This window comes from uncultured Marinobacter sp. (assembly GCF_947259545.1).
Classification (GTDB): Bacteria; Pseudomonadota; Gammaproteobacteria; order Pseudomonadales; family Oleiphilaceae; genus Marinobacter.
Window position 1 is genome coordinate 409,326 of record NZ_CAMYMK010000002.1, and the last position, 17,171, is coordinate 426,496.

At 56.8% G+C, this 17,171-nt stretch carries 15 protein-coding genes; 11 read left to right on the forward strand and 4 right to left on the reverse strand.

The window, feature by feature from the left end:
* Nucleotide 1 precedes the first annotated feature (1 nt).
* The 8 genes from Q0Y21_RS02045 to Q0Y21_RS02080 all read left to right on the forward strand — a co-directional run bounded on the left by Q0Y21_RS02045 (nucleotide 2) and on the right by Q0Y21_RS02080 (nucleotide 9,320).
* On the forward strand, nucleotides 2–751 hold the full coding sequence (locus Q0Y21_RS02045) for a Crp/Fnr family transcriptional regulator (protein ID WP_297791054.1): 750 nt from the start codon (nucleotides 2–4) through the stop codon (nucleotides 749–751).
* Nucleotides 752–829: 78 nt separating this feature from the next.
* Entirely contained in the window at nucleotides 830–1,231 is a 402-nt protein-coding gene (locus Q0Y21_RS02050) for a ribonucleotide reductase subunit alpha (protein WP_297791056.1), read from the forward strand.
* 209 nt (nucleotides 1,232–1,440) lie between these two features.
* Nucleotides 1,441–3,546 (forward strand): transcriptional regulator NosR, encoded by a 2,106-nt coding sequence (gene nosR, locus Q0Y21_RS02055; RefSeq protein ID WP_297792476.1) that lies wholly within the window; start codon nucleotides 1,441–1,443, stop codon nucleotides 3,544–3,546.
* 56 nt (nucleotides 3,547–3,602) lie between these two features.
* A complete protein-coding gene (nosZ, locus tag Q0Y21_RS02060; RefSeq protein WP_297791058.1) occupies nucleotides 3,603–5,492 on the forward strand; it encodes a TAT-dependent nitrous-oxide reductase in 1,890 nt (629 codons plus the stop codon).
* 226 nt (nucleotides 5,493–5,718) lie between these two features.
* Nucleotides 5,719–6,984 carry a nitrous oxide reductase family maturation protein NosD gene (locus Q0Y21_RS02065; protein WP_297791060.1) on the forward strand — a complete coding sequence of 422 codons (1,266 nt, stop codon included), beginning with the start codon at nucleotides 5,719–5,721 and terminating at the stop codon, nucleotides 6,982–6,984.
* A complete protein-coding gene (locus tag Q0Y21_RS02070) occupies nucleotides 6,984–7,916 on the forward strand; it encodes an ABC transporter ATP-binding protein (protein WP_297791061.1) in 933 nt (310 codons plus the stop codon). Before Q0Y21_RS02065 ends, Q0Y21_RS02070 begins: the two co-directional genes overlap by 1 nt.
* Nucleotides 7,913–8,743: an ABC transporter permease subunit gene (locus tag Q0Y21_RS02075; RefSeq protein WP_297791062.1), complete on the forward strand. Its 831-nt coding sequence runs from the start codon at nucleotides 7,913–7,915 to the stop codon at nucleotides 8,741–8,743. The genes Q0Y21_RS02070 and Q0Y21_RS02075 overlap by 4 nt, the downstream gene beginning before the upstream one ends.
* Before the next feature lie 13 nt (nucleotides 8,744–8,756).
* The gene (locus tag Q0Y21_RS02080; RefSeq protein ID WP_297791063.1) at nucleotides 8,757–9,320 is read left to right on the forward strand and encodes a nitrous oxide reductase accessory protein NosL; all 564 of its coding nucleotides are present in this window, start codon (nucleotides 8,757–8,759) and stop codon (nucleotides 9,318–9,320) included.
* Nucleotides 9,321–9,478: 158 nt separating this feature from the next.
* Here Q0Y21_RS02080 and moaA read toward each other — a convergent pair whose 3' ends face one another.
* Nucleotides 9,479–10,471, reverse strand: coding sequence for a GTP 3',8-cyclase MoaA (gene moaA, locus Q0Y21_RS02085; protein WP_297791065.1), 993 nt, complete (start codon nucleotides 10,469–10,471; stop codon nucleotides 9,479–9,481).
* A 175-nt stretch (nucleotides 10,472–10,646) separates the two neighbouring features.
* Nucleotides 10,647–12,926 (reverse strand): nitric-oxide reductase large subunit, encoded by a 2,280-nt coding sequence (locus tag Q0Y21_RS02090; RefSeq protein WP_297791067.1) that lies wholly within the window; start codon nucleotides 12,924–12,926, stop codon nucleotides 10,647–10,649.
* Nucleotides 12,927–13,277: 351 nt separating this feature from the next.
* Between Q0Y21_RS02090 and Q0Y21_RS02095 the strand changes: the two genes are divergently transcribed.
* Together Q0Y21_RS02095 and Q0Y21_RS02100 are read left to right on the forward strand one after the other, a co-directional pair.
* Nucleotides 13,278–13,664, forward strand: coding sequence for a YbaN family protein (locus Q0Y21_RS02095; protein WP_366517646.1), 387 nt, complete (start codon nucleotides 13,278–13,280; stop codon nucleotides 13,662–13,664).
* A gap of 30 nt (nucleotides 13,665–13,694) precedes the next feature.
* Entirely contained in the window at nucleotides 13,695–14,132 is a 438-nt protein-coding gene (locus Q0Y21_RS02100) for an Rrf2 family transcriptional regulator (protein WP_297791069.1), read from the forward strand.
* A 1-nt stretch (nucleotide 14,133) separates the two neighbouring features.
* Here the strand turns inward: Q0Y21_RS02100 and Q0Y21_RS02105 are convergent, their stop codons facing one another.
* Nucleotides 14,134–15,219, reverse strand: coding sequence for an acyl-CoA desaturase (locus Q0Y21_RS02105; protein WP_297791071.1), 1,086 nt, complete (start codon nucleotides 15,217–15,219; stop codon nucleotides 14,134–14,136).
* Nucleotides 15,220–15,244: 25 nt separating this feature from the next.
* Nucleotides 15,245–16,348, reverse strand: coding sequence for a ferredoxin reductase (locus Q0Y21_RS02110; RefSeq protein ID WP_297791072.1), 1,104 nt, complete (start codon nucleotides 16,346–16,348; stop codon nucleotides 15,245–15,247).
* A gap of 190 nt (nucleotides 16,349–16,538) precedes the next feature.
* On the opposite strand from Q0Y21_RS02110, the gene Q0Y21_RS02115 reads away from it, so the two are divergent.
* Nucleotides 16,539–17,168, forward strand: a complete 630-nt coding sequence (locus Q0Y21_RS02115; RefSeq protein WP_297791074.1) for a TetR family transcriptional regulator — start codon at nucleotides 16,539–16,541, stop codon at nucleotides 17,166–17,168.
* Nucleotides 17,169–17,171 lie beyond the last annotated feature (3 nt).

Here is a 17,171-nt window from a genome sequence, read left to right on the forward strand (position 1 = left end):
CATGGCACTACTACAAACCACCGAAACACGATACAGCAAGCCGGTCCTGGTCGCGGTGAACAAGGCTTTCAACGAAGACGACCGATTGGCCCCCATGCGCCAACATGCGCTGTTCTCATCGCTGAGCGATGCAGACCTCACCGCACTGATGCAACAGTCCAGACGCCTGCGTCTTGGCCATCATCAACTGCTGTACCGCCAGGATATGCCGGCCCACCACTTCTTCTTCGTGATCTCCGGCCGGCTTCGCCTGTATCGCCTGGACGCCTCCGGCATAGACCGCACGCTCGAAAGCATTGCGCCCGGCGACTGCTTTGCAGAAGTCATGATCTACGCCGACCCGGCAAAGTACGCCTGTTACGCCGAAGCGCTCAAATCCAGCGAAGTCCTGATGATCCCCGTCAAGGCCTACCAGGAACTGCTGGAGAGAAAGCCCGAATACACCCAGTCAGCACTTCGCCACTACGCCAAACGCGCCGTCTCCCGCTTCCACGACCTGGAAATCATGACGGTACAGAGCGCCCGGGATCGCCTGATCAGGTACCTGATTGACCTGTTACCCGAGGGTTCCAGTGAAGGCGGCGAAGTGGAGTTGCCTTTACCGAAATGCCTGGTGGCATCCCGTCTGGCCATGCAGCCGGAAACGTTCTCCCGAATTCTGGCCGACCTGAAATCAAACGGCCTGGTGCGGGTCAATCGCAGCCGCCTGTTTATTTCAGACCCCGGCCGGCTGGTCCAGATCAGCCAGTGAGTTTCCAGGGCCGTCAGCAGCTGCGACACACAGAACGTCAGGACTGACTACACTTACAGAACACAGGATAACCGGCACATGATTTCCAGCTATTCCGATTTACTCAAAGCCGCCCAGGCTGAATCAGAACCCCAGCGACTGCTGTTTGTATTCTGCCGGGCGGAACTTCCGGACGACGCTTCGGCAGCCGAGAAGGCCGCCTTTGCCAAAGGAGAGGGTGGGGCACTGACGCCGGTGGTGTGTGTCGACAAGATGCCCGATGAGGTAAGTGACTTCCAGGCGCTTGTCGAAGAATCGCGCCAGACAGGACAAGCGTGGCAGGTGGTCTTTGTCGCCGCCATGTCCGGTCGGGGAGGCATGGCACCGTCCTCGGATGAGGCACAACAACCACTCACAATGATGGTGGAATCGGTCCGCCTGGGCCACATTGGAAATTACTTGCCTCTGGACCGTGAAGGTCAGGCAGTTGCTCTCGGATAAGCCTACATAAAGATGCATTTGAAGTTTGTGTTTTATCGGCTAGATTTCTCATACAGCCCGTTGGCAGTGAGAAATATCAAATCTCCAAAAGCGCCAAGCGAATAGCATTTCCTCTGTCGCTACTGTCATTCATTCAGGTATCCCCCGGGGGTGTCGTGAGTCTAATTCAGCGTGCTGTCACATCCATCATCTCGCTGGCGTGTCTGGTTCTGCTTCCAATAACGGCTGCCGTCGCCGCGGCTCCGGATACCTATGAGCCGCTGGCCGCCCGCCAGGTGATCGAGCACGCGTTCCCCTCTGTTTCGGATATTTCACCCCATGAAGACAATCGCGCCATCCAGGAGCTTCGGCGTGGTGAAGAGCTTCTGGGATATGCCTATCAGACCCTGGATTTCATACAGACTCCGGCGTATTCCGGCAAACCGGTAAACGCCATTGTGGTGCTGGATACCGCTGGCATGATCAAGGCCGCCAAGGTGATTGCCCACGACGAACCGATCCTCCTGGTGGGTATTCCCGAGAGCAAACTGCATGCCTTCACAGACCAGTACACCGGGTTGGCGGCGGATCAGCGGGTGACTGTGGGCGGTCGCTCATCCGACACTCGGGTATCAGTCGACGGGCTGTCTGGCGCTACGGTCACGGTGATGGTGATCAACGAAGTCATCATGAAGACCGCCCATCGGGTGGGTGCCGAGCTGGGACTGGTAGAAGGTGGACGCGATTCCAGGCCACCGACGGCGGAACTTCGATCCGGTGACTTTACCGAAAAAAGCTGGGCCGAACTGACCGGTGACGGCTCCGTGCGCCGTTTGCTGCTCACCCGGGGGCAGGTGGACGACGCCTTCAAGGGGACAGAAGCGGAAGGCATCGATGAAGCCACTCCGGGCGAACGAGAGGAGGCGCTGATTGATCTCTACACTGGCTACCTGAATGTGCCGAGCATCGGCAAAAACCTGTTGGGCGAAAGCCAGTACCAGTGGTTGATGTCCGAACTGGAAGAAGGTGAACACGCCATTGCCGTGATGGCCAACGGCGACTACTCGTTCAAAGGCTCCGGATACGTGCGTGGCGGTATTTTCGACCGCATACAGGTGCGTCAGTTTGGCGATACCTTCAATTTCCGCGATCTGGACTATCACCGCCTGAGCGATGTGTACGCAGAAGGTATGCCTAGATTTTCCGAAATGGCGATCTTCATCATCCGCCAGCAGTATAACTTCGACCCGGGTACACCCTGGTCGCTCGAGTTGTCGGTCAAGCGCCAGACCGGCCCCCTGGACAGTGAGTTCGCGGTGTTCCCGCTGGAGTATCAGCTGCCGGATCAGTACTACACCCGGCCTGCGGCCGAGCTGACTGAGGAAGAGTGGCTGGAAACGCAGCCCCTGTGGGTCCAGGTGTGGTACCAGCGCCAGTTCCAGGTCGCGGTGCTGGGCGTCGGCCTTGTTGCTCTGCTGTTGATCCTGTTCTTCCAGGACTGGCTGGCCAGTCGTCCCAGGTTGATTCGCTATATCCGCCACGCCTTCCTGACCTACACCCTGTTCTTTATAGGTTGGTACGCGCTGGGGCAGTTGTCGATTGTGAACGTGCTGACCTTTGTGCACAGCCTGATCAGTGGTTTCAGCTGGGATACCTTCCTGATTGATCCGATTATGTTTGTGCTCTGGGCTGTCGTCGCCGGCATCGTGCTGTTGTGGGGGAGAGCGGTCTATTGCGGCTGGCTCTGCCCCTTCGGTGCGCTGCAGGAGTTGCTCAATGAAATTGCCCGCAAGCTGAAGGTGCCCCAGTACAACTTGCCTTTTGCGGTCCACGAACGGTTGTGGGCGATCAAGTACCTCATTCTTCTCGGGCTGTTTGGCGTATCCCTCGACTCCCTGGCTACGGCGGAGCAACTGGCGGAAATCGAGCCGTTCAAGACCGCCATTACCCTCCGATTCGACCGCAGCTGGCCGTTTGTGACCTACGCGGTGCTGTTGCTGGTGGTCAACCTGTTCACCCGCAAGGTTTTCTGTCGCTATATGTGCCCGCTGGGAGCCGCTCTGGCGTTGCCCACCAAACTGAGAGTGTTCGATTGGCTGAAACGTCGCAGGGAATGCGGAAACCCGTGCCGGTTGTGTGAGCACGAGTGTGAGGTTCAGGCCATTCACCCTGATGGCAGGATCAATTACATGGAGTGCCACTACTGCCTCGACTGCCAGGTCACCTATTTCAATGACAACAAATGCCCACCACTGATTGTGAAACGACGGGGTAAACGCCGTGGCCATAACGCGCCGGGCCACCCGGAACAGATACCGGTCACTCAGGTGACATAAAAAAAGCAGTAATACGAAACGCAAAACCGCCATTACCGACAACGGAGTTGGACGTTATGAAAAAGAGAGACGAACTTGGCAAAGAGGCACCGGAAGAAAACGGTCTGAGTCGCCGTAAATTCCTCGGGGCAACCGCCCTGGCTGGTGCCGTGGGCGCAACGGGGCTCGGCGGCGCGGTCATGTCGCGGGAGTCTTGGGCCGCGGCGGTCAAGGAAGCCAAAAACAAGTACCAGGTTGCGCCTGGTGAGCTGGACGAGTACTACGGCTTCTGGAGCGGTGGTCACCAGGGCGAGGTTCGTGTTCTGGGTGTGCCTTCCATGCGTGAGCTGATGCGTATTCCGGTTTTCAATGTGGACTCGGCGACCGGCTGGGGTATTACCAACGAAAGTAAGGAAGTTCTGGGTGGTGACCAGCAGTATCTGAACGGTGACTGTCACCACCCACACATCTCCATGGAAGACGGGCGCTACGATGGCAAATACCTGTTCATCAACGACAAGGCCAACAGCCGTGTTGCCCGCATCCGTCTGGATATCATGAAGACGGACAAGATCACCCACATTCCGAACGTACAGGCCATTCACGGACTGCGGCTGCAAAAGGTACCGCGTACCAAGTATGTATTCTGCAACGCGGAATTTGTGATCCCGCACCCCAATGATGGCAGCGACTACAGCCTGGAAAACAGCTACACCATGTTTACTGCCGTTGATGCGGACACCATGGATGTGGCCTGGCAGGTAATTGTGGACGGCAACCTGGATAACACCGACGCCGATTACACCGGCAAGTACGCCGCCTCCACCTGTTACAACTCGGAGAAAGCGGTGGATCTGGCCGGCACCATGCGCAACGACCGGGACTGGGTAGTGGTGTTCAACGTCGAGCGGATTGAAGCCGCAGTCAAGAACGGCGACTTCAAGACCGTTGGTGACTCCGATGTGCCGGTAGTGGACGGCCGAGCAGACTCGAAGCTGACCCGTTACATTCCGGTTCCGAAGAACCCGCATGGCCTGAATACCTCGCCGGACGGCAAATATTTTATTGCCAATGGCAAGTTGTCACCCACCTGCTCCGTAATCCAGATCGACAAGCTGGACGATGTGTTTGATGACAAGATCGAGTTGCGTGATGCCATCGTGGCGGAGCCGGAACTGGGGCTTGGGCCTCTGCATACCACCTTTGATGGTCGTGGCAACGCTTACACCACACTGTTTATCGACAGTCAGGTATGCAAGTGGAACATTGCGGACGCTATCAAGAATTACAACGGTGAGAAAACCAACTACATCCGCCAGAAACTGGATGTGCATTATCAGCCCGGCCACAACCATGCCTCTCTGACCGAATCCCGCGATGCGGACGGCAAGTGGCTGGTGGTTCTGTCGAAGTTCTCCAAGGACCGTTTCCTGCCGGTTGGCCCGCTGCATCCGGAGAACGATCAGCTGATCGATATTTCCGGTGAGGAGATGAAGCTGGTTCACGATGGTCCGACCTATGCGGAGCCCCACGACTGTATTCTGATTCGCCGTGATCAGATCAAGACGAAGAAGATCTACACTCGTGACGATCCTTCATTCGCCAGTGCCCGGGCGCAGGCTGAGAAGGATGGCATCACTCTGGAGGCTGCTAACGAGGTCGTCCGTGATGGCAACAAGGTGCGTGTCTACATGACGTCTGTGGCGCCGCAGTACGGGATGACGGAGTTCAAGGTGAAGGAGGGGGATGAGGTTACGGTATATGTGACCAATCTGGATTCTGTTGAGGATGTGACCCATGGGTTCTGTATGGTGAATCATGGTGTGAGTATGGAGGTCAGTCCCCAGCAGACGTCTTCGGTGACCTTTAAGGCAGGTAAGCCGGGGGTTTACTGGTATTACTGCAACTGGTTCTGTCATGCGTTGCACATGGAGATGGGTGGTCGCATGTTGGTGGAGAAGGCCTGACCTTCTTCTGTCTGAACCTGAGTTGGGGCTCGTTATTTGGGCCCCAGCTTTCTGGTTTGGAGAAGCAAACCAAGAGGAGACTGCTTTCCAAAACACGCTCAAGCCCATCCATGGGGCGCTTGGGCTCCGCCATCCCTGGCTCCGCACAGTTTTGGAAAGCAGTCTCCTCTTGGCTTGCCGTACCTTGGGTGCTGGCCTCTTGTTTTTTATCCGCAGAGAGAAATTGATGTACCAACATTTGCGTTATGGGGTGGCCCTGACAGTCGCTCTGTTATCGCTGACCGCTCACGCGGACCTGCAAGAACAGCTTGATGCACTGGAACCCGGTGCTGTCATTGAGCTGCCTCCCAAGCAACTTCCGCCGCTGGATTTTCGCGTGCCCGGTGTCACGGTGTCCTGTCATGCCGATACGGTGATTGACGGTGGCGGTGAGGGAAATGCCGTGGATATTCTGGCGGAGGAGGTGACGTTTTCCGGTTGTGAGGTTCGCAACTGGGGGGATGATCTGAACGAGTTGGATGCGGGGATTTTTGTGGCGCGGGAGGCCCGTGGTGCTGTAATAGAGAATAACCGTTTGCAGGGGCCGGCGTTTGGGGTCTGGTTGGATGCAACGAAGGATGTGACGGTTCGGAATAACCAGATTCGTGGGGATGCCGGTATCCGCTCCCAGGATCGGGGGAACGGGATTCATCTGTTCAATACCACCGGGGCGTTGATCGAGGGCAATGACATCCGTCAGACGCGGGATGCGATTTATATCGAGACTGCGAATAACAACGAGATCCGCAACAATCTGATGACGGACCTGCGTTATGGCATTCATTACATGTATTCGATGCATAACCTGCTGGAGGGCAATGTCACCCGGGGGACTCGGACCGGGTATGCGTTGATGCAGAGTAAGTATCTGACGGTGATCAATAACCGGTCCGAGAATGATGAGAATTACGGCATTCTGATGAATTTCATCACCAACTCCGAGTTTCGGGGCAATGTGGTCACCGGGGTGTCTCAGGGCGAGACGGCAGGGGTTGCCATTTCCGGGGCCGAGGGCAAGGCGGTGTTTATCTATAACTCGCTGTACAACACCTTCGAGAGCAATGTGTTCCGGGACAGCAACATTGGTATTCACCTGACGGCGGGGTCGGAGGACAACGAGGTTTTCAGTAATGCGTTCGTGAATAATCAGCGCCAGGTGAAGTATGTGGCGACCCGTACCCAGGAGTGGTCGAAAGAGGGGCGGGGCAATTACTGGAGTGATTATCTGGGGTGGGACCGTAATCAGGACGGCATTGGCGATGTGGCCTATGAGCCCAATGACAATGTGGACCGGCTGTTGTGGACCTACCCGGAAGCCAAGGTGCTGATGTTCAGCCCGGCGGTGGATACGTTGCGGTGGGTGCAGGATGCGTTTCCGGTGGTCAAGGCCGCTGGTGTCAGCGATTCGCACCCGTTGATGCGCCCTCCCGAACCGTTACAACCGGAGTCCTGATGAGCTGTTTCCGTCTTGAGAATGTGAGTTACCGTTATGATAAGGCCCTGGTATTGCGGGGGGTGGATCTTCGCCTGGAGCCCGGGGAGATTCTTGGGCTGTTTGGCCATAACGGGGCAGGCAAAACCACCAGCATCAAGCTGATCCTGGGGCTGATGACGCCGACGCAGGGCAAGGTGTCTGTGCTTGGTGGTGAAGCGGGTGAGCCTCAGGTCAGTCAACACATTGGTTATCTGCCGGAAAATGTGATGTTTTACCCGCAGTTGACCGGTCGCGAGATCCTCAACCATTTTGCCCGCCTCAAGGGGGCCTCGCTGGCACAGGTGCCCGAGCTGCTGGAGCAGGTGGGGCTTGGCGATGCCATGAATGCGCGGGTGAAGACGTACTCCAAAGGTATGCGCCAGCGTCTGGGGCTGGCTCAGGCGCTTCTGGGCAAACCGAAGCTGCTGATGCTGGATGAGCCTACCGTGGGACTCGACCCGGTGGCGACGGCGGATCTATACCGGTTGCTACGTAGGTTGCGGGATGAGGGCACGGCGATTGTGCTTTGCTCCCACGTGCTGCCCGGGGTTGAGCCCTATATCGACCGGGCAGCGATTCTCACCGAAGGCGCAGTGCAGGCGGTGGGTGATCTGGCGTCCCTGCGACGGCAGGCAAACATGGCTGTGACTCTGTCCATCGAACCCGCCAACGGGGTGTCCGCCCTGGAAAAGGTGATTGCCAACGCGTCAGCGGGAAACGGCTTAATGACCCATGACAGTAACGGGCGGCTGCGCGTGGATGTTCGCCCCTCGGAGAAAATGGCGATGATCCAGACGTTGCTGGATTCGGGGGAGGTTGGGGATCTGGGGATTCATCAGCCGACTCTCGAGGATATCTATGTGCACTTTATCGGTTCCGGTGGCCTGGCTCACCGAGGGGGCAGCCAGTGAACAGTATCTGGACCATAGCCCGCAAGGAGTTCAGCGACAGCCTGAGAAATCGTTGGTTGATGGCCATTGCCCTGGTGTTTGCCGTGCTGGCCCTGGGTATAGCCTGGTTTGGCGCAGCGGCATCCGGGCAGGTGGGGTACGCCTCCACCCCGGCCACCATTGCCAGTCTGGCCAGCCTGGGCATTTTCCTGATTCCGCTGATTGCGCTGTTGCTGTCCTACGACGCGATTGTGGGCGAAGAAGAGGGCGGCACGCTGCTCCTGTTATTGACCTACCCACTGAGTCGCGGGCAGTTGCTGTTCGGCAAGTTCCTCGGGCATGGGCTGACATTGGCGCTCGCCACGCTGATCGGGTTTGGTGTTGCTGGCGTTGCCATTGCTGTGCTGGTCGATGACGTGGTCATAGGAACGCTGGCGGTCGCCATGTTCCGGTTTGTGCTTTCCACCATTCTGTTGGGCTGGGGATTCATTGCGCTGGCTTACCTGATCAGCGTTCGTGTCAGTGAAAAGCCCGTCGCTGCCGGTCTGGCTCTGGGGGTCTGGTTCTTCTTTGTGCTGATCTTTGACCTGATGCTGTTGGGCACGCTGGTGGCCAGCGAGGGCAAGATGAACCCCGAGCTGCTGCCCTGGCTGCTGATGCTCAACCCCACCGACATATACCGCCTGCTCAACATCGTTGCCTTCGGCGATGGGGGTCAGTTAAGCGGCGTTCTGAGCCTGGGTGCGGACCTTCCCATTAGCGCGGGCGGGCTGTGGTTCGCCCTGGCGCTCTGGTGTGTTATCCCCCTGGCAGGCGCCTGGGCCCTGTTCCGTCGCCGTCGAATCTGACCTGGAGATTGTCATGCGTACTGTTCATTTCAAGGCTTTGTCTGTCATGGCGCTGTTTGCCGTATTCCTGACCGGTTGCTCCGAATCGGAGGAGCAGGTCACAGAAAAGCCCACTCCGGTCCATTTCGAATCCGGTGACGAATGCCATGTGTGCGGCATGATCATCACCAGTTTCGATGGCCCCAAAGGCCAGGCCATTACCGCCAGGGAACAGCTTACGCGTAAGTTCTGTTCAACCCGGGACATGTTCTCCTGGGCGTTACAGCCTGAAAATGCAAAACGTGACCACACCCTGTACGTCCACGATATGGCTCAGACAAGTTGGGAAAGTCCGGACGACACGGCACTGATTGACGCACGTGAAGCCTTCTTTGTGGTCGGGTCAGGGCGAACGGGTGCAATGGGGCCAACCCTGGCTTCATTTGCGTCTGAAAGTTCAGCGGTAGGGTTCGCCAATGAATTTGGCGGGGAGGTCGTTGAGTTCAAAGATGTGACTATGAAGCACCTGACCCGAGACATGAGCCAGACGATGTCAGAACACAGCATGGGAATGAACAATCACGAGGGCAAACATTAAGGTCGCATAAGCCCGGAGGTGGGTGAACCTTCCGGGATCGTCAAAATCATGGATGATTTTGTCGAGCGTACAGGGACGTATTCACAGCGTATCCCGGAAGGTTCACCCACCTTCGGGCGTTAACTCCAAATATCGAGGGCCAAATACCGGGAAAGGCCTCAACCACCAGTCATATTCATAAACCGGAGAATCTGAACATCACCATCAGTAGAGAAGTGGTGACGCTCAGGTTTCAGGTCCATGGCATTAATAATGGTTTCCTTCAGCTTGTCATCAGTCACCGGATGACCACGCAGAACACGGCGCAGGTCTACGGAGTGCTCATTGCCAAGACAAAGCAGCAAGCGCCCCTCTACCGTTACCCGTACGCGGTTGCAGGTAGAGCAGAAGTTGTGGGAGTGCGGCGAAATAAACCCGACGCGGACATCGCTGTCCGGCATGCGGTAATAGCGGGCGGGGCCGCCGGAGTCTTCCGGTGTGGGGATCAGCTCATGCCGCTGGCCAATAATGTCGCGGACTTCATCGCTGGTGCATAGCACCTGACCACGATCATGCTCGGAAATCTCGCCCAGGGGCATTTCCTCAATGAAGGTAATGTCCACTTTCTTTTTGCGCGCAAACTCGATCAGCTCGGGTACTTCCTGATCGTTGCCACCTTTCATGACGACCGTATTGAGCTTGATGCCCTCAAAGCCGGCGTCTTTTGCAGCCTCAATGCCTTCCAGAACCTGGGTGAGTTTGCCGGTGCGGGTAATACGGTTGAATTTCTCGGCATCCAGCGAATCCAGGCTTATGTTCAGCCGCCTGAGGCCGGCTTTCCGAAGAGGTTCTGCCATGGTGGGCAACTGGCTGCCATTGGTGGTCATGGCAAAATCACGCAGACCGTAAGTACCGATTTCCTTGACCAGTTCCAGAATGTCCTTCCGCACCAGCGGCTCGCCCCCGGTCAGCCGGATTTTCTCGGTACCGAGTGATACAAAGGTTCTGGCAACGCGGGCAATTTCTTCAAGGGTAAGCACCTGCTGGCGGGGCAGGAAGGTCATTTCTTCAGCCATGCAGTAGACGCAACGGAAGTCGCAGCGGTCTGTGACAGACAGGCGCACATAATTCACAGTGCGACCGAAACGGTCAGTCAGCTTGGCTTGGGACATTGGCAGGTTTCCCTGTCTGAAAGATTGATTAAATATGATCCAAGTATCGCAGAATGGCGGCAGGATTCCGATACCTCTCGCGGGGTAATCCATGCGGACCTGGAGAGGAAGCGCCTGGCGCTGACACGAAAAAAGCGGGCCCTCCATGGCCCGCCGGGTTTACGCATTGGGGTCATCAGGCCCGTGCTTGCTGTGAATCGGGCAATGCGGATTCCGGTTCCAGGTCCGGGAAGAACAAGCCTTTGACCACCTGCCAGGTGACCGCTAGGGCGCCGATAATAAACACGACATCGCCAACGGTACGAATCCAGCGCAGGGTTTGCAGGAGTTCGCTCTGCATAAAGCTCTCGCTGCGGGCGTACCACAGACCTTCGCTGGCGCTGGCCACGAACTGGATGATGCCGATGGGTAGCAGGCTGGTGAACAGCATCAGTACCAGGCCAATGTTCAGCCACCAGAAGCCCACTTTCATCAATCGCTCGTCAAAGACGATGCGTGGACGGATGTACCGCAGGATCAGCAACGAGAAGCCCAGGGCCAGGAAGCCATAAACACCGAACAGTGCTGCGTGAGCATGAGTCGGCGTGGTGTTCAGCCCCTGGATGTAATAGAGCGCAACCGGCGGGTTGATCATAAACCCGAGCACCCCTGCGCCCAGCATGTTCCAGAAGGCGACAGCCACGAAGAAGATCAGAGGCCAGCGGATATTCTCCATCCACGGGGCGCGGGACTTCAGTCTCCAGTTCTCCCAGGCCTCGTAACCGAGAACCACCAGGGGCACCACTTCCAGTGCGCTGAAGGTAGCGCCGACCGCCATGACCGGCGTGGTAGTGCCGGAAAAGTACAGGTGGTGGAACGTTCCCGGCACACCACCGAGCATAAACAGGCTGGCAGACGCCAGGCTGGCTGAGGTGGCCACGGTGCGGGACACCAGGCCCATGCTGCAGAAGATGAAAGCCAGCGCGGCTGTGGCGAATACTTCGAAGAAGCCTTCCACCCACAGGTGGACGATCCACCAGCGCCAGTATTCCATGATGGAAATGTGAGTGCGCTCGCCATAGAAGAAACCGGCGCCATAGAACAGGCCGATGGCCACCACGGAGGCGGTAAGCAGGGCCAGCAGGTTCTTGTCACCGGGCTGGCGCAGGGCCGGGATAATGCCGCGAAGCATCAGTACCAGCCAGAACACGATGCCAAGGAACTTGCCAATCTGCCAGAGGCGGCCAAGGTCGACATACTCGTAACCCTGATGGCCCAGCCAGAAGCTGAGGTTAGCCGGCATGATCTGGGCGATGGCCAGGAAATTGCCAATGAACGAGCCGGCGACCACAGCCACCAGAGCCCAGAAAAGCACGTTGACGCCCAGTTTCTGGAATTTCGGGTCCTTGCCGCCGTTGATGATAGGAGCGAGGAACAGACCGGCTGAAAGGAATCCGGTGGCGATCCAGAACAGCGCAGCCTGGATGTGCCAGGTGCGAACCAGGGAGTAAGGGAACCACTCGGAGACATTGAAACCATAGAAGCTCTGGCCCTCCACGGTATAGTGCGCGGTAAAGCCGCCCAGCATCACCTGGAAGGTAAACAGACCGACCACCAGCAGCAGATATTTCCCCAAGGCTTTCTGTGACGGTGTCAGGGCAAAGGTGCTTAGGGGGTCCTTAACCGGAGCGGCAGGGTCATCCTCCTCTTTACGCAGGAACGCCCAGGCCCAGACCAGGCCGCCCACACCGGCAATCAGCAGAACGACGCTGACGATTGACCAGACCACATTTTCCGCTGTCGGTTTGTTGTCAATCAGTGGCTCATGGGGCCAGTTGTTGGTATAGGTAGCATCGCTACCCGGGCGTTCAGTTGCTGCTGCCCAGGCGGTCCAGAAAAAGAATTCGGTCATCTGCTCGCGGCGCTCTGCGCTGGGCAGGGTGTTCTCCTTCATGGCGTAGTTTTCACGGGTCGCCTGCAGTTCCGGCGAATTGCTGAACAGCCTGCTGTAGTAGTCAGCCGTTTCGGCAATTGCGCGGGTCCGACGTTCTGACAGATGAAGGGTGTCGGTGGCTTCATCATAGCTGTTGGTGCGGTACTCGGTTTTCAGATCGTACTGCAGGGCGTTTTGCTGCTGGCCATTGAGTTCATGCCAGCCTTGCCCGAACGTTTCCTGAGCTGCTATTTCCAGCCAGTTTTCCAGTTCCCGGTGAAGCCAGTCCGCAGTCCAGTCCGGTGCCTGGTAGGCGCCATGACCCCAGATGGACCCCAGCTGCATACCGCCGACAGATTGCCAGGCAGTCTGGCCGTCGAGAATGCTTTCCTCAGTCATCAGGGTGTCGCCATTGGCAGACACTGTCCGATCCGGAATGGGGGGTGCGGCGCGGTAGACCTCTGCGCCGAAGTATCCCAGCAATGTGAAGGTGACCCCCACGATTGCAATCAGTAAAAACCATAGACGGCGGTATTTGGCCATATTGAGTGTCTCCCTTACGACCATCGATTTGATGGAGAGAATGTCGTTTCCGAGTTGGGTGTGTTGTTGGGCAATTCTCAGGCACCTTCATGTGAAGATGTAAAAATAATATATCTTTAAAGATTAAGGTGTAAATAACATAAATCAAACTATGTGGTGATAGGGACATTAACCCTGAATGGACAGAGATGTAGGCAGCGGTTGCTTGTGGGTAAAAATCGACCTACCCTAGAAGATGTAAATGAAATAAATAATAGTGGGCTGGGTCGCAGCGTGGCGGCATGGAGGCGGTTAAACCAACCGGGGAGGCCTGGGCGCAGATTGCTGGTAGACTGTGGAGTATCTAATCAGGTGACAGAGCTCTTGCAAATGAATGGTGCTCCAGGGAAAACCGTATTCAAATTTCTTGCGTATATGTTTGCTGGACTCGGTTTGCTGGGTGTTGCTCTTCCGCTCCTGCCGACCACCCCGTTCATACTGCTGGCCGCCTTCTGCGCCAGCAAAGGGTCGCCGGAGTTCGCTTCATGGCTGGAGAACCACCCGACCTTCGGGCCAGCGATCGAGAACTGGAGGGAACGGAGGGCAGTGCCCTTGCGTGGGAAATTTTTAGCCTGCGTTATGTTGGGGATCAGCTGGTCGGTTCTGTTCCTGTCAGGTGCGTCTTTAGTCTTGCTGACCGGGCTTGGCGTGTTTTTCTGCGGGCTGGCTGTATTTCTGCTGTCCAGACCGTCGTGTTAAGTTTTTCAATCGCAGTCTTGGAGTATATGAATGCACATCACCCGCTACACCGACTATTCAATGCGCGTGCTGATTTATCTGGCGGTTCAGGGTGATCGGCTGGCTACCATTCAGGAAATTGCCGACAGTTACGACATCTCGAAGAATCACCTGATGAAGGTGGTTCATCAGCTGAACAAGAAGGGCTACATCGAAACGATTCGCGGGAAAAAAGGGGGCATTCGCCTGCATCTGGCACCGGAAGAGATTAATGTAGGCGTGCTGGTGAGGGAAACCGAACAGGATATGAACATTGTCGAGTGTTTTTCCTCAGGCAATGTCTGCCGGATTACACCAGTATGTGGGTTGAAATCGATGTTTGCGGAAGCCCTGAACGCATTCCTGGAAACTCTCGATAAATACACGTTGGCCGATGTGGTTCAGAGCCAGCATCGGCCGCAGTTACTCAGATTGTTGCAGATCGCCTGAATCAGGCGGTCTGTGGCTGAGCTGTCCACTTCTCGCGCAGGCGATCCGGCAGGGAGTAGCTGAGGATGCGCTTGAGCACTGTGCCATACTGCCTGGCGAAACTTCCGGTGTTGTAGTGAATGCCGTGCTTTTTGCACACCGCCTGGACCTTCTCGGAGATCTCCGGGTAGCGATGGGCCGGCAGGTCCGGGAACACGTGGTGTTCCATCTGGTAGCTCAAGTGACCGCTGAGCAGGTGTACAAACCGGTTGCCGGAGAAGTTGGACGACCCGGTCAGCTGTCGCAGGTACCAGTGGCCCTTGCTCTCGCCTTCACACTCTTCCTCGGTAAACGTTTCCGCATCCTGGGTAAAATGCCCGCAGAAAATCACCGTGGATGACCACAGGTTACGAATCAGGTTGGCGCCAACGTTGCCGGCGAGCACGATCGGTGCAACCGGGAAAGTGACCAGCGGGAAGAACACGTAGTCCTTGAATGCCTGGCGACCACCCTTGCGGACAAATCCCTTCAGGAACGGCAGCTTCTCTTTCAGGCTGACCTCGCCACGGCGTATGCGCTCGAACTCCAGCTCGTGCAGTGCCACGCCCCACTGGAAGAACACGCTCAGCAGGACATAGTTGATGAACTGCAGGCTGTGAGCCGGGCGCCACTTCTCGTCATCGCTCAGGCGGAGCAGGGCGTAACCGTAGTCCCGGTCCTTGCCGATGATGTTGGTGTAGGTGTGGTGCTCATAGTTGTGGGTCAACCGCCAGGAGTCGCTGTCGCACGCCGTATCCCACTCGTAGGTCTGTGAGTGCAGGGACGGGTCGTTCATCCAGTCGTACTGGCCGTGCATGACGTTGTGGCCAATCTCCATGTTCTCGATGATCTTGGAAATGCCCAGCGCTGCCGTGGCCGCGACAAAAACCGGGGGAATAAAGCCAAAGGGCATCATCACCCGACCGGCGACTTCCAGTGACCGGTGCAAACGCACGACGCGGCGAATGTAGTCGGCGTCACGCTCACCCAGATCGGCGAGTACCTCGTCGCGGATGGCATTCAGGTCTTGTTCAAGCTCGTTCAGTTGTGCTTCGTTCATCTGTTTCATTTGATAGTGCTCCAGTTCTTTTCAATTAAAGCTCGACGGTAACGGGGCCCTGGGGAACGGATACGCACAATTGAATGTTCTCCTCTCCGGGCCCGGAGCTTTTTCCGGTTAAACGATTAACAACGGTGCCACTGGTTTTCTTGCAGCTGCACTGGTGGCAGATGCCCATGCGGCACCCGTAACGGGGTGACAGTTTTGCGGCTTCGGCAATGTCCAGTAACGGCGCGTCGCCTTCCGACGATACGTTGATGTCGCTGTTGCTGAAGCGGACCTCGCCTCCCAGGGCATCGGTATCCAGAGCGGCCTGTGGCGCTGCGAAGAAAGTGCTGTGCATCCGGTCTTCGGTAATCCCGCGTTGGCTGAGCAGGTCAGTGGCCAGATCCATCAGGCCCTTCGGACCGCACAGGTAGCAGCGGCGGCTTTCAATGCCGGATACTTCGTCAAGGTCGGCTTCTTTCAGGAAGCGCGGCGTTTCACTCTCATTGGTTGCAATAATGTTGAGGGTGAGTGACGTCCAGTTCTGGCGCAGCTCGTACAGCTTCTGCGCCGCAATGATGTCTGCCTGGGTCCGTACGAAGTACAGCAACGTAACCGGCGCTTCGTAGTTGGCTGCAGCCAGGGTTTCCAGCTGGCTCAGTACCGGTGTGATACCGCTGCCGCCGGCGATGTAGAGCAAAGGCTCGCCGGCTTCGGGAATCAGGAATTCGCCGAATGCCTCGCCCAGACCGATGGTGGCGCCCGGCTGCAGGTTATCGTGCATCCAGTTGGTCACCAGACCGCCCGGCAGACGCTTGATGGTGAGCGTGACCGTTCCGTTGCTGTGCCATTGTGCGGGTGCGCTGGACAGACTGAAGGTCCGGTTGCGGCGAATACCATCAATATCAATACAGATGTTCACATGCTGGCCGGCCTGGAATCCTGCCCAGCGCTTCGATGGCTTCAGAACGAAGGTTTTGGTGTCGGCAGTTTCGTCTTCAACACGCTCAACCCGCGCTGGTGTATACTGTTGAACCCACATGGGGTTGATGCGCTCCAGTAGCGGGTCAAAAAAGGCAGCCGGGTCTTCCCGGTTAAAAAGCTGCTTGCCAAGCCACTGCAATGCGGATGTTCTTTCAATTCTGGATAACATAATGCCTCTCTCTTTCTGTACCGTTGTGTACAGTTGTTCACTTATGTGTACGACTGTACACACGGAGCTGTTGGCGGGCAATCCGTATTTTTGCTATTGGCGCAAAATGACAAGCGTTAGGTACTTTATTTTTCCCAAATGTGTACACTTGTGTACCCGATATAACTGAAACCTGCAGTACGGTGAGGGCATGGCAGAAAAGCAGCGGCGAAAACCCGGCGAAACCCGGGAGAAACTGATGAATGCGGCGTTGACCCTGGTTGGCAAGGGGCGGCATTTTGCCAGTCTTGGTATCCGTGAGGTGACGCGGCAGGCGGGCGTAGTGCCTACTTCCTTCTATCGCCACTTCCGCAATATGGACGATCTGGGTTTGCAGCTGGTCGATGAGCTGGGGCTGGTGCTCCGGCGCATGATGCGGGAGGCACGCAATAATGTATTGCAGGCAGACAAACTGATGGAAGAGTCCGTTGGCATATTCATCAGCCACGTGCAGGCAAACCGGAGCTTCTTCTTCTTTATGGCTCAGGGACTGGCGGGGGAGAGCCGGGCCGTGCAGGAAGGAATCCGAAGTGAGTTGCGGTTTTTCGCCAGTGAATTGGCAAACGACCTGAGGCGTCTACGGCTGGCGGATCACCTGAGTGATGCCGACCTCGATTTGACCTGTGATCTTGTGGTGCGGACGGTAGCCTTCAGCCTGACCGACCTGTTGGGCGTTTCGCCGGATGACGATTACCAGATCGAACAGATCCGGAAGCGGACCACCCGCTTCCTTCAACTGGTCTTTGTTGGTGCTGCTCACTGGCAGAGTGGTGAGGCCTGACGG